Annotated in this window: 10 protein-coding genes; 7 read left to right on the top strand and 3 right to left on the bottom strand. The window is 58.5% G+C overall.

The window, feature by feature from the left end; all coding sequences use genetic code 11:
* The first annotated feature begins 182 nt into the window (after positions 1–182).
* The 5 genes from Poly24_RS14790 (at position 183) to Poly24_RS14810 (ending at position 7,329) form a co-directional block, all read left to right on the top strand.
* The gene (locus Poly24_RS14790) at positions 183–2,036 is read left to right on the top strand and encodes a C45 family autoproteolytic acyltransferase/hydolase (protein WP_145096749.1); all 1,854 of its coding nucleotides are present in this window, start codon (positions 183–185) and stop codon (positions 2,034–2,036) included.
* A 2-nt stretch (positions 2,037–2,038) separates the two neighbouring features.
* Positions 2,039–2,629, top strand: coding sequence for a nucleoside deaminase (locus tag Poly24_RS14795; protein ID WP_197451920.1), 591 nt, complete (start codon positions 2,039–2,041; stop codon positions 2,627–2,629).
* A gap of 93 nt (positions 2,630–2,722) precedes the next feature.
* Positions 2,723–3,637: a dihydrodipicolinate synthase family protein gene (locus tag Poly24_RS14800; protein WP_145096752.1), complete on the top strand. Its 915-nt coding sequence runs from the start codon at positions 2,723–2,725 to the stop codon at positions 3,635–3,637.
* A 175-nt stretch (positions 3,638–3,812) separates the two neighbouring features.
* A complete protein-coding gene (locus Poly24_RS14805) occupies positions 3,813–4,256 on the top strand; it encodes a hypothetical protein (RefSeq protein ID WP_145096755.1) in 444 nt (147 codons plus the stop codon).
* A gap of 79 nt (positions 4,257–4,335) precedes the next feature.
* Complete coding sequence (locus tag Poly24_RS14810; protein WP_145096758.1) at positions 4,336–7,329, top strand: PVC-type heme-binding CxxCH protein; 2,994 nt, start codon at positions 4,336–4,338, stop codon at positions 7,327–7,329.
* Positions 7,330–7,346: 17 nt separating this feature from the next.
* Here Poly24_RS14810 and Poly24_RS14815 read toward each other — a convergent pair whose 3' ends face one another.
* The gene (locus Poly24_RS14815; RefSeq protein ID WP_145096762.1) at positions 7,347–7,832 is read right to left on the bottom strand and encodes a GNAT family N-acetyltransferase; all 486 of its coding nucleotides are present in this window, start codon (positions 7,830–7,832) and stop codon (positions 7,347–7,349) included.
* Positions 7,833–8,097: 265 nt separating this feature from the next.
* Between Poly24_RS14815 and Poly24_RS14820 the strand changes: the two genes are divergently transcribed.
* Positions 8,098–9,513, top strand: coding sequence for a sulfatase family protein (locus Poly24_RS14820; protein ID WP_145096765.1), 1,416 nt, complete (start codon positions 8,098–8,100; stop codon positions 9,511–9,513).
* An 87-nt stretch (positions 9,514–9,600) separates the two neighbouring features.
* Here the strand turns inward: Poly24_RS14820 and Poly24_RS14825 are convergent, their stop codons facing one another.
* Both Poly24_RS14825 and Poly24_RS14830 read right to left on the bottom strand, forming a co-directional pair.
* Positions 9,601–11,919 (bottom strand): ABC transporter permease subunit/CPBP intramembrane protease, encoded by a 2,319-nt coding sequence (locus tag Poly24_RS14825; RefSeq protein WP_231753153.1) that lies wholly within the window; start codon positions 11,917–11,919, stop codon positions 9,601–9,603.
* Between the two features lie 2 nt (positions 11,920–11,921).
* On the bottom strand, positions 11,922–12,698 hold the full coding sequence (locus Poly24_RS14830; protein ID WP_145096768.1) for an ATP-binding cassette domain-containing protein: 777 nt from the start codon (positions 12,696–12,698) through the stop codon (positions 11,922–11,924).
* Between the two features lie 419 nt (positions 12,699–13,117).
* On the opposite strand from Poly24_RS14830, the gene Poly24_RS14835 reads away from it, so the two are divergent.
* Positions 13,118–13,528, top strand: coding sequence for a hypothetical protein (locus Poly24_RS14835; protein ID WP_145096772.1), 411 nt, complete (start codon positions 13,118–13,120; stop codon positions 13,526–13,528).
* The last annotated feature ends 2 nt before the right edge of the window (positions 13,529–13,530 follow it).

Here is a 13,530-nt window from a genome sequence, read left to right on the forward strand (position 1 = left end):
CGCTCCGTCCGAACCGTCATACCGCGGCGATCGCGGGGGACCAGCCAAAAACGTACGACCGCCGTCGTTTCGCTGGCCCCCGCGCCGCTCGCAAAGTCCCATAAACTTGACCGTTGCAAACCCGCCCGTTAGGCTGCTGCGCTACCATACAAATTACCTCCCTTCAAGTTGGTGGAGTTTCGATGACGCGTTACCTCCTGGATCGATGGCGTTTTGCCGTCCTGGGTCTCCTGTGCTGTTTGTCCGTCAGCAGCGTTCAAGCACAAGCCGCCCCGGCGACCGACCCAAGCAGCCTTTCCCAACGCTTGGAACCGTTATTCGAAATTCTCTCGGCCCGTCGGTCCCAGTTTTCTGTAACGGTCGAGGGGCAGTTACCGATCGATGGCAAGGTGCAATCGATTCAATTGCGGCTGACCCGACACGACGACCAATCGTTTGATCTCGAAGCAACGCACCCAGAATACGCGGTCTCGATCCGCCGTCGTCCGGATGCGACCGCCTTCGCGTTGCCGAAACACGGGGTCGTTTATATCGGCAGCGGCACGGTCGATGCCGACGATCACCTGGTCCCCAAAGCGATCGTCGCGCGATTGGTCGGATCGGGATGTTCGATCGCTCCTTATCTGGCCGTGCTCTCCAGCGGCGATGCGAAATCGACGCTCTCGCTGCTGTCGAACTTTGTCGAAATCAAACGCCTCGATAATGCTTGGACGATCGGCGGTGACGTGCGGATCGATCCGATGGCAAACGATCCCAACGGGCTGCAGGTGACCTCGGGAGACATCCAAGCGGCGGTTCGCGTGGGAGCCCCCACGGCGATGTTGCCCATCGATGCCTGGCCGGAAATGCGTGTCGAAGCGATCGACCGCAAGCAGTTGGAACTTCATTTGGCTCGCGGAGCCCGCCGCGCCGTGGAAGTCCTGATGCCGTCGGCCGAACTGACCTCCCCCACCGAACATCCCCATCGGGTCGAGCATGGAGAATTGCGGTACGTCGACGGCCAACGTCTGGTTCTGCTGTCGGGAACGCCCGAACAGATCGGCCGCGCCCACGGCCAACTGCTGCGGGAGGAATCTCAACGTTGCATTGATTCGGTGCTGTACGCCTTTGGGACGGTGCAAACCGTGTTGACCGGACGCTGGTTCCGCGACGATTTGGAAAAAGCCTACGCTCGGCTGAAACCCCACATTCCGGCCGACCACCTGACCGAAACACGCGCCTTGGCGCAAAGCTTGGGCCAAGATCCGGAAACCTTGGAAGCGCTGAACGTCTTCCCGGAACTGTTCCATTGCTCGGGCTTTGCCGTCTTCGATTCTGCGACCACCGATGGGAAACTGTATCACGGCCGCGTGCTCGACTACATGACAACAATCGGTCTTCAAGATTGCGCGACGACATTTATCGTTTCGGTCAACGGGAAGATCCCGTTTGCGAACGTGGGCTATGCGGCCTTCACCGGCAGCGTCAGCGGAATGAACGATCGGGCAATCTCCTTGGGCGAGATGGGCGGCCGTGGCGAAGGGCAATGGGACGGCGTGCCGATGGCGACGTTGATGCGCCGGGCTTTGGAAGAGTGTTCGACATTGCCCGAAGTCGAACAACTGTGGTCCGAGAGCCCGCGAACCTGCGAGTACTATTACGTGTTTGCCGATGGCAAGACCAACGAAGCAGTCGGCGTTGCCGCGACACCTGAATCGATCCAATTCATTCGCCCTGGTGAAGGGCACCCATTGCTTGGCGAAGGGATCCCCGATGCGTTGCTGTTGTCCGCCGGCGGCCGATTGGAAACGTTGCGTTCGCGCGTCCAGCAGAACCACGGCCAGATCGACGCCGAGAAAGCGATGTGGTTGATGAGTCGACCGGTGGCGATGTCATCGAACCTTCACAACGTGTTGTTTGTCCCGGCCAACGGCTTGCTGTACGTGGCCAATGCCGATCACAAACACCCCGCAGCCGAACGCCCTTACGTGCGGTTTGACTTGAAGGATTTGCTGAAGCGGGCGGCGAGTGATTCCAAGACAGTCGCCGAACGCTAAGGATGCTACCGCTGAATATCTCGCTGCCCGCGTGGCTTTCAGACCAGTTGGCCGCCGAACCGACACACTTCCCGTCCCTGGAAGCACGGATGGAACTGGTCATCCGATGCTCCCAACAGAACTTTCGCAAAGCGACAGGTGGACCATTTGCCGCCGGCGTCTTTGAAAAACAATCGGGGCGATTGGTCGCGTTGGGAGTCAACCGGGTCGTTCCCTGCCACGCATCGATCGCGCACGCGGAGATGGTTGCGCTGACATTGGCCCAGCAAAGTCTGGGGACCTACGACTTGGGATCCGCTGACCAACCGGAGCACCAATTGGTCGTCAACGGCCGTCCCTGCGCGATGTGTTTTGGCGCCATCCCCTGGTCGGGAATCCGTTCGCTGGTGATTGCCGCTTCGGGGGACCAGATCGAATCGATCACCGGTTTCGACGAAGGCCCCATCCATCCTGATTGGCAAGCGGAGCTGCGTCGCCGCGGGATCGAAGTGATCGAAAACATCCTGGCCGCCGAAGCGAGTCGAGGATTTCAGGAATTTAAGGAATCGGGCGGCCGAATCTACAACGGCCGCGGAGACCGTCCGGAGATCTAAGACTCCCATGAACAATGGGGCGTTGCGTCAAAGCGGTTACGTGTTCATAGTTTTCCAAACTCTCCAACTATCCCATCGACGGAACCGACCGCCATGCAAACAACTCCCGTAACCTACGAAAACCTACGCGATTCGATCATTGCCGTTCCTCCGTTGTGCCGCGATGCCGATTACAAGATCTGCAAGACGGAGAACCAGAAACAGATTCGTCACATCGAAGCGGGCGGGGTCCGTTCGCTGCTGTACGGTGGCAACGCGAACCTCTATCACGTCCGACTCAGCGAATACGCCGATCTGTTGAACATGCTGTCGGAAATTGCGGGGCCCGAAACGTTGGTCGTTCCCTCAGTGGGACCTTCCTACGGATTGATGATGGATCAGGCCGAGATCTTCCGCGAGACGCAGTTCCCGACCGTGATGGTTCTGCCCGCCGATGCCGTGATGACCGAATCGGGTCTGCTGCGTGGCTTCCGCCATTTTGTCGAAGCGATCGGCCGCCCCGCGGTGCTGTACATCAAACGCGAAGGCTACATTTCGCCAGAGGGAGCGGCCAAGTTGGTCGATGACGGGCTGGTCTCGTTCATTAAATATGCGATCGTGCGCGAGGATCCCTCGGTCGATCCGTTCTTGGACAAATTGGTCGAATGTGTCGACCGCAAACGAATCGTCAGCGGAATCGGGGAACAACCGGCGATCGTTCATCTGAAGCAATTTGGAATCACCGGTTTCACGTCGGGATGCGTCTGTGTCGCTCCCGGATTATCGCAACAGATGTTACAAGCCCTGTATGCGAACGATTTGGAAACCGCCGAATCGATCCGTCAGACGTTCCTGCCGTTGGAAGATTTGCGAAACGGAATCAATCCGATCCGCGTCCTGCATCAAGCGGTTGCGTCGGCTGGGATCGCCCAGACCGGACCGCAGATCCCGCTGCTGGACGAAATCGATCCGTCGCGCGTCGACGAGATTCGCGAAGCGGCCACCGCTTTGATGACGGCCGACCGATAGCACTTGCGGTGCAAACCCACACCCCCGACAGAACGGCTCTTGCAACGCGCGTTGGCTGGCCACCGCGATTCCACGGGCTATACTCGGGGGTAACTATTCTGGCGGTCGATCGAAACGCGGGCTCGTTTTCCATTGCGTCGACGCCCGCGTATCGACTGGCTGTGGGATTTCCTCAATGAAAACTATCGTACCTGCCCTCATCGCTCTCTTGTTTGTCGCGGCCTCGGCTGCGACGGCCTCGGCGCAAACGACCGCCAAAAAAGCCACCGACGCCGAACTGGCGGAGATGTTGCTTGGCAAGTGGCAGGTTGAATTTGAAGATCCCAAGACGAAACGCAAATCGATCGGTTGGACCGTCTACGCCAAAAACGGTTTGGCCGCATCGCGATCGATCACCCAGGTGGGCGACAAAGAAGTCAATCTGGTGCTGCAGGCGAAGTGGTCGATCGACAAGGGAGTGCTGACAACCACAATCACCAAGTCATCGGATCCCAAACTGGTCAAAGAGGCTTCGGTCACCAAAGACCGGATCGTTTCGATGTCGAAGAAGCAGTTCCGATACATCGATCGGGAAGGGAAGACGATTACCGAAATTCGTGTACCCAACGACAAGCCTTAGTTCGCTGGCGGTTTTGAGCTGTTATTATGGGAGCGATTGTTGCGTTCGTCTCCTACCTCGAATCCGCCAAGCCTACCCTATGTCCCACCTCTTCAGAACTGTTCCGTTCGCCGTTGCGCTGTTGCTTGCTCAAACAGGACTCGCCCAACAGGAACCCATTCGCGGCAACAAGCCGCTCTCTCCTCAAGAATCCGCAGCCCAGTTCGAAATCCATCCCGATGTGCAGATCGAATTGGTCGCTTGTGAACCGCAAGTGGTCGATCCGGTCGCGACCGCCTTCGATGATCAGGGGCGTTTGTGGGTCGTCGAAATGCGCGACTATCCGCTAGGCCCCGCCGACGGACAGCCGCCGCAATCGCGGATCCAATTGCTTCGCGATCGCGACGGCGATGGCTTCTATGAACATGCCACCACGTTCGCCAACGAACTGGTTTTCCCCACGGGCGTGCAACCGTGGCGCGGTGGCGTGATTGTCACCTTAGCGGGCAAAGTGATGTTCATGGCCGACACCGATGGCGACGACGTCTGCGATCTGCAAGAGACTTGGTTCGAAGGTTTCATGCAGGAGAACACTCAACTGCGTGCGAACCATCCGGCCCTCATGGTTGACAACAAGATCCATGTGTCCAACGGACTTCGCGGCGGCACGGTCCAAAGCACCGACAAACGTTGGCAACCGGTCAAGGGAGAACCCGCCGCGTTACCGTTGCAGGGCAAGGACTTTGCCTTCGATGCGCTTGGCGGTACGTTTGTTGGGATGCCTGGTAACGGCCAATTTGGATTCTCCGAAGATGACTTTGGCAACATCTTCTTGTGCACCAACCGCAACCCATGCATTCACGTAGCGCTCGATGGCGAGATCATTGCCAGCGATCCCTGGTTGACGCCACGCGATGCGGTTCACGATGCCGTGATCGCTGGTGAAGCGTCGCGTGTCTACTCCTTGGCAGAAGCCTGGACCACATCCAATCTCCACGCAGGCCAATTCACTGCCGCGTGTGGCGTCCATGTGTTTGGCGGCACCGGATTGCCCGGCGAGATGTTGAACAATGCGTTCACGTGCGAACCAACGGGGTATCTGGTCCAGCGTCAGGTGATGCGTCCCGACGGGCTGACCTTTGCCGCGAAGCGCGGCCGCGAAGAGGTTGAATTCCTGGCCAGCCACGATGCCTGGTTCCGTCCGGTCAACCTGAACTCAGGTCCCGACGGAGCGTTGTATGTCGTCGACATGTATCGCGCGGTCATCGAGCATCCGCAATTTGTCCCGGAAGAATTGAAGAACCGTCCCGATCAACGCTGGGGAACCGATAAAGGCCGAATTTGGCGCGTGTCCAGCAAAACGAAAACTCCGACCGCGGAAAGCGCAGCGTCGATGAACTGGAACGATGCCGATGCGGCTGCCTTGGTCGGCGCGTTGGATCATCCCAATCGTTGGCATCGTAGCACCGCCCAGCGGTTGATCCTGGAACAGATCGCAAGCGATTCGGCAGCGTTCGTCGCGGGGCTGCAAACCGCGGCAACGACCGCGGAATCGCCCGCCGCTCGCGTCCGTGCGCTGTGGTTGCTCGACGCGATCAGCAAATTGCCCAGCCAAGACGCCACCGTTGCCGCAGACTTCCAAACACGGTTGGTCGATGTGATCGAAAAGGACAAGGATTTCCGCGTGCGACGCCACGCGGTCGAACTGTTGTCAGCCGACAATCCCCAACTGCCAACCGCGTTACAAGCTGCGCTGACGACCGACGATCCGGTCCTTCAAGCAGTCGCCTGGCGTCGGTTGGTGCTGACGTCCGGCAAACCGATATCCGTTCCTGCGGCGCTGATCCAAGCAGCCTGTTCGGACGACTTGCTGCGTGCCTACTTGATGGTCCCCGCGGTCGGTGGGCAATGTGTCCAGACGGCAATGTTGTTGGACCTGTTGCAACCGAAGACTGCTGGCGGAACCCCATCGATCGATACGTTGGCGATCGAGCTGGCCCGACGCGTCGGTTATTATGGGTCGACACAGGAGATCGGCCAAATTTTGGATCGCGTCAGTGCCGATCAACTGGGGATGCAAATCGTACGTGGTTTGCACGAAGGGGTCGTCCGCGGCCGACGCAATTGGTCGCAAAGCATCGCCAGCGACGGCGTGGTTCACCCTGGATTTGTCCGCATTCAAACGTTTGCGAAATCGATTGCCGAAGATGAGGCCGCATCGGCCAGCGTTCGGACCGATGCGTTGAATATCGTTCGGTTGGATCGCTCCGACGACACGACTCAAATGCTCGTCGCATTGTTCGAATCCGAAGCGCCAACCGCCGTTCGCAGCTCCGCGATCGACGGACTGGCCGCTGTCGGAGATCCCGAATTCGCCCACCGAATCCTTCGCGATCCGAGCCGCTTCCCACCGGCGCTGTTGCGCAGCTGTGTCTCCGCCCTGTTGCGAAGGCCTGAATGGACGTCGGCAATGCTCGACGCTTTGGAAACCGGCAAACTGGCTCCCGCCGCACTGGACCTTTCGCAGACCAATCGTTTGCGCAATCACAGCGATAAGAAGCTGGCAGGCCGAGCCCAAACGTTAATGGCTTCGCTGTCGGCCGATCGGCAAGCGGTGATCGATCGCTACAGCAAAGCGATGGCCGGCGAAGGCAATTCGAATGCGGGCAAGCTGATCTTCGCCCAACAATGCGCCGCATGTCACGTGATGCAAGGCAAGGGACACGCCGTTGGACCCGATATTTCGGACAGCCGCACCAAGACGCCTGAGCAGCTGTTGGTTTCGATTCTGAATCCAGGGGCGGCGATCGATGCCAACTACTTCCGCTACACCGTGGTCACCCTGGATGGGCAAGTGCTCGACGGGCTGTTGGTCGAAGAGACGGCCAACGCGATCACGTTGAAACAAGCCGAAGGGAAGATGACGACGATCGATCGCGAGGATATCGATCAGGCGCGGACGACCAGCGTGTCGCTGATGCCCGAGGGATTTGAACAACAGATCAGCCCCGAGCAGATGCGCGACCTGATCGCCTACATCAAGAACTGGCGTTACCTTTCGGGCGCGATCCCAGGGGTTGCGACGGGAGATTGATCCCGCGTCGAGGACTTTCAATTTGCCGCTGGCGGCGAATTGAACTCGCCTTGGTGCAACGCTTTACTCAGCGGCAGTGCCAGCATCCGCCGGCCTGCCTGCGGCACCAGACCGATCGCTCGATAGATGTTCATCGCGGCCTGATTGTCGCGATCGACTTCGACACAGAGCCCGCGGAATCCGTTGCGCGTGCAATGCTCTCGAATTTCGTGGACTGCCATTCGTCCGAGCCCTCGATTCCGGAACGTCGGCATGACGTAGAGGTCGTCGATACAAGCGATCGAACCACCAAATTCCATCGCAAACCGATACGTTGTCACCGCATAACCGGCGGTTTGATGGTTGTCGTCGATCCTCCAAACGTCCCCCCAAGACTCGTTGTCAAGCAAGTTGCGGAACGCTGCGGCGGCGGCAGCGGTGTCGAGCCGAAAGTTCGACTCCGCATAAAACATCTCCATCATCTTGACGAGATTCGGGATGTCTTCCAGGCAGGCGCGTTGCATGAGGACTCAGCGTGATGTGGAAAGGGAACTGAAGAGGCGACAGGTAACGGAAAGGGGGACCTAAGGCTCCCTTGCGAGAGTTCCTTTGCTTACAATACTTCTCGGTCGGCGATCCGTCACCGGTATTGAACGGATTGGACGCGACCGGCCCCCCGTGCCCAGCGTTCGCGTTCGATTCCATTGGATGGCGAGCGGAGCCGACAATCGCGGATCGTCTCGAAGATCGATCGCATTAAGTGTTATCCAGCAACAACAAGAGTTTATCATGAAGCAGCGTATCGGATTCCTCGCACTGGCCATCGTGTCGGTCTTTACTTTTTCCCCGATCAGTGTCGCCGCCGAAACACGGCCAAACATCATCCTATTTGTGACCGACGACCTCAGCCCCGATATGGGTTGCTACGGAAACGACGCAGTCAAAACACCGAACCTCGATGCTTTGGCCAGCGACGGCGTCCGGTTTACCAACGCCTTCTGCACCACGGCCAGTTGCAGCGCATCGCGTTCGGTGATCTTGACCGGTCTTCACAACCACAAGAATGGACACTACGGACACGAACACGCCTACCACCACTTCACTTCGTTTGCGAAGACGAAAAGCCTGCCGGTCCGGTTGAACGCGGCGGGCTATCGAACCGGGCGGATCGGCAAATACCATGTCGCGCCCGAATCGGTCTACCATTTCGACGAAGTGCTGACGGGGAACAGCCGCAATGCTGTCGAGATGGCCAACCGCGTGCAGTCGTTTGTGAAACCAGACGAAAAACCGTTCTTTCTCTACTTCTGCACCTCCGATCCCCATCGTGGCGGCTCGCGTCCCGATCTGCCGCTGAATCCCAACGCGTTCGGAAACAAACCGAATGGCTATCCTGGCGTCGACGAAGTCCTCTATTCGCCCGACGATGTGATCGTGCCGCCCTACCTGCCCGACACCCCGATCTGTCGCGCCGAACTGGCTCAGTACTACCAAAGCGTCTCGAGGATCGATCAGGGCATGGGTCGTTTGGCGGAAGTTTTGAAACAAGCCGGCGTCTGGGAGAACACGATCGTGATCTTCACCAGCGATCACGGGATCGCCTTTCCCGGTGGCAAGACCACGCAATATGAACCGGGGCTATCGATCCCGATGCTGGTCCGCGACCCGCGGATGCCCGAGCGTGGGACGGTCAATTCCGCAATGATCAGCCTGGTCGACATGACGCCAACGATCCTCGACATGGCGGGGGTCAAAGCGCCGAAAAAAGAATTCCACGGACGCAGCTTCCTGCCGATCCTCGGCGAACAGGATCCAACCGATTGGGACGTCGTCTATGGCTCGCACACGTTCCACGAGATCCAGATGTATTATCCGATGCGAACCGTTCGCCAGCGGCAATACAAGCTGATCTGGAACATCGCCCATCCGCTCCCCTATCCGTTTGCATCGGATCTATGGGCCGCTCCAACTTGGCAGGCGCAATACGATCAAGGTCCGGACACCATGTATGGCAAGCGAACCGTCGGGCGTTACATCCAACGTCCCGAGTTTGAACTGTTCGACCTGCAAGCCGATCCGCATGAGACGAACAATCTGGCCGACGATCCGGAATACGCCGATCGGTTGGCAAAGATGCAAGCCGAACTGAAGCAGTTCCAAGAGAAGACGGGCGACCCGTGGATCATGAAGTGGGACTACGAATAATCCCGGATGGGCGATCGCAAGGGCTGCGACCGCAAAACGCGGCGCAGCGGTTCCCTATCGCTCGATCGCCCCGAATCGCAGTCTTGATCAGGAAGCGGCTTGCGCGGCCTGCGATTCTTGCGATTTGATCCATTCCCGTTCGCTCTTTTGGATCTCGTCATCGTCGGCATACTGATCGTGGAATAGCGAAAAATAGATCAGACAGGCGACGGCGAGACTGGCGGAAATGACGATCCAAATGGGTTGATATGACGGGTTGCCATCGGCCCCCTGACGCAAGAAAAACCCAAGCCAGGAATCAAACAGCTCCGGATGGAGCGTGGTCCTGGCGACCGACAGCGACAGCGCGTTGTTGGTAACGTGCAAGACAATTCCTGGCAAAACGCTGCCGGTTCGCAGCGCGATCCATCCTAACACGCATCCCATCACGGTCGCGGCGAGGCTTTGCTGGAAGATCGCATGGGAGAATCCGAACATCACTGCGGTCACCAACACGGCGCGTAAACCGCCACGATTTCGAGCGAGTCCGCCGAAGATGAATCCGCGGAACGTGAACTCTTCGCAGATCGCCGGAACAAACGCCATCATGAAGATCACCGCCCACAGCGGTTGCGCGTTTAACAGCTCCATCAGCGGTGCAATCGCCTCTTTCGCCGCTTCGGACATCGGATAGATCTCGCCAATCCAATAGCCCAATTGGCTGTAGGTCGGATGCAGTGTAAAGCCTAACAGCAGCGCCGCGGCCATCGCGCCACGCTGTGGAAACCGAATCCGTAAACTGGTCCGAATGCTGGTCGTCAGGACGATCGACATCAACAGCGCTGGAGCCAAAATCATCCCGATCTGTGGCAGCAGGACGGCGATTGCGAGGTCGTTCCAAGTGTGCGGTTGGGACGCCATCAGCCGTCCGAAAAAGAGCCCCATCAGGACGATCACGCCGCACATCAACGCTTGGCCGACGGTTGCAACCGGTTGCCGATCACGCCACAGATGCCGCATCCACATTCCCAAGTCCCATTGCTCGCCATCGCGGAACAGGACGTCTTCGTTTTCGAATTGCCGCTGTGCCCAACGAACCGCCAACGACAGACACCCAAAGGTGACCATCGCTACGACCGGCAGATGCAACAAGGCGTCGCTGTACTGCCCTTCGACCAGAGCGCGCACCAAGAGGAACATCCCGGTCACCGGGATCAGGCTGGTCCCCAAGCTGAGCGTTGTCCCAGGCAACAACGGCACCAAGACCAACGGCAGTGTGACCATCATCAACGGCATCAGATAATATTGCCCTTCTTTGCTGCTGCGGGCCATCGCAGCGACGGCCAAGGCGAGCGAACTGAAAAGGGCCGACAGAGGGAAAAGCGCTAACAATAACCACAGCATCGCGCCGATCGGCGGCGAGCCCATCGCCGCGTTCCCTTGGGAAAGCCCCAGTTGATGAAAGGCAAAGGTCGCTGTCAGTTGCATGCTGACCACATTCAACAGCGACGTCATGATGCTGAACGTCGTCACGGCGGCCAACTTGCCCCAAACGATCTCGCTGCGAAGCGCCGGGCTACACAACAGCGTCTCGAGCGTTCCCCGTTCCTTTTCGCCGGCGACCAGATCGATCGCCGGATAAAACGCTCCGGTCATCGCCCAGACAAGCATCACAAACGGTAGCAGCTTGGACCAGAATGCGGCCCGCCGCGTCGATTCCGGCGCAATGTCGCGCGATTCAATCTCGAAAGGCCGCAGCGCGTTGGCATCGACTCCCTCGCGGATCAATCGTTCTTTGACCCACAAGCTGCGCCAACGATCCAAGACCATTTGCATTCGGTCCCCCGCGACGCGCGATTGATCCGATGCCACGCTGTACAGCAGTTCGATCTCCGGTACGTCCGACGATTCCCGGTCGTTGATGGAATGCTCCTCGTCGGTAGCCTCCCCATTGGAAGCGACCGCGTCCTTGGTTTCGGGAGCCGGTGCCCCGTCGTCCCCTTGAGTCGTCGCGGCATTGGCTGCAGGGTCGAAACCGCTAGGAATGATCACCACCGCATCGAACAACCCGTCACGGATCCACGTCTGGCAGGTGGCATCGATCTGATCGGGAGCCATATCGGCTGGATTGCGCGATTCGATCCGGACGGTTTCCGGCTGCTTCAACAGCGCGGGGTTCAACTCCTCATCGATCACCAAAGCCGGATCGCCGGGCAGGTTCTCCGAGCCAACGATGCAAATCGATATGGGTTGCTGCTGTGTGAACTGCGCCATCTGCAGCATCAGCATGCCTACCAAAGGATAGACCAACATGGGCAGGATGGCGATCGTGAAGATCGTACGACGATCGCGCAGCTGATCCCGCATCTCGCGCAGGTAGATCAGCCGAATCGTGGAGAACCGTGGTGTTTGCGAGTCTTGCTGCACCGTTATGTCGCTTTCAAATCGTATTCAGGGTCGTCGTGCGCCGCTTCGTGTTGACTCAACAAGTCGAAGAAGAGTTCTTCAAAATCGTGCTGGCTGTGCCGATCACGCAATTCGGCCAACGTACCGGTATCCAAAATCCGTCCGCGGTGCATGACCGCGATCCGATCGCATAAACGTTCGACCTCACGCATGATGTGCGTCGAAAAGATAAGACATTTCCCCGCGTCTTTTAAGGAACGAATCACCTGCAGCAGGTTTCTCGCAACGAGAACGTCCAGCCCAAGTGTGGCTTCATCGAAGATTAACACGGGCGGGTCGTGAACCAAGGCGCGGGCGATCGATACCTTCTGTTTCATACCCGTCGACAGCTTGGCACCGGGAACGTGGCGGAAGTCGTCCATCCGCAATTGGGCGAACAGTTCGATCAGGCGCGCATCGAGCACGTCGCGCGGCATGCCATGTAATTGGCCAAAGTACTCGACCATCTCCCATGCGGTCATGCGGTCGTAGACGGCGGTGTTGTTGCTGACAAAACCGATCCGCCGCCGCACCGCTGCGGGATCGGCGGAGACGTCGTAGCCCTGGATGCGTGCGATACCCGAGGTCGCTTGCAGGACGGTGCTCAAGATCCGCAACACCGTGGTTTTGCCCGCACCGTTGGGACCCAACAGGCCGAAGATCTCACCGGGACCAACCGAAAAGGAGACCGAATCGACGGCGATGAACCTTCCCTTTTGAAGGTCTTCGTACGCTTTGGTGAGCTCGCTGACTTCGATCATTGCATTCCAGCACGCCGAGGCGCGTATGAGTCGGAAAAAAGCAGACCCCGCTCGATTCTAACCGATCGCGGGGTATCATCGACCAGCCGTTCATCGTTCCCTCTCCGGCCAGTCCGCAATACAAGACCTTAGCTTATCCCCGCTGGCATGGGCATCCGCGAATTTGGAAACTGCCCTACGCTGGGACAAGAAGTCGATCGCGCTAACAATCAGAATCGGTCTTTCCGAAATTCTCCCCCCAGTCGTCCCCCTGCGGCACGTGGATCGGATTGAGCGAACAGGAAAAATGGACAACCCGTTCGCGTGACCTAGATTTTCATAGTCTGTGCGTCCGCGCGACAAGCAAACTCTGCTTGTGCCGCGAGGTGCGAATCCGCATGTTGTTTTCTCACGTCCAACCGTATCGCGTTGGAAAGCCTATGATCCGCTTGCTCGTTCCCTTGGCAATCCTGATGTCTTCAGCTGGCATTTCGCTACTGATGCTTCGTTATCCGTGGGGCGGATCGTCCGACGTGACTCCGCCAACAAGCGTCGCATCGCAGCTGGAACAAGCGGTTGCACTGAAAGCGAATCACGTTAGCGAAGCGTTCCCCGCCGCGACGCATCCAATACTGGAAAGTCCCACGTTCGATCCGGTTCCGCCCTCCGTTGCCCTTCCCACCGCCGAACCGATCGAGTTGACGCAACGGATCCAGAGCGTCCCGCTTTCGCAAGTCCATGATGTCTTCTTTGCGAAAGGGGATGTTTTCAGCGGTCGATCTGCCAGCCCCACTTCGGCCGCCCCCCGCAACCAAGCGCCGCGGATTCAATCGAACCCATTCGCTCGATAGTG

The organism is Rosistilla carotiformis, from assembly GCF_007753095.1.
Lineage (GTDB): Bacteria > Planctomycetota > Planctomycetia > Pirellulales > Pirellulaceae > Rosistilla > Rosistilla carotiformis.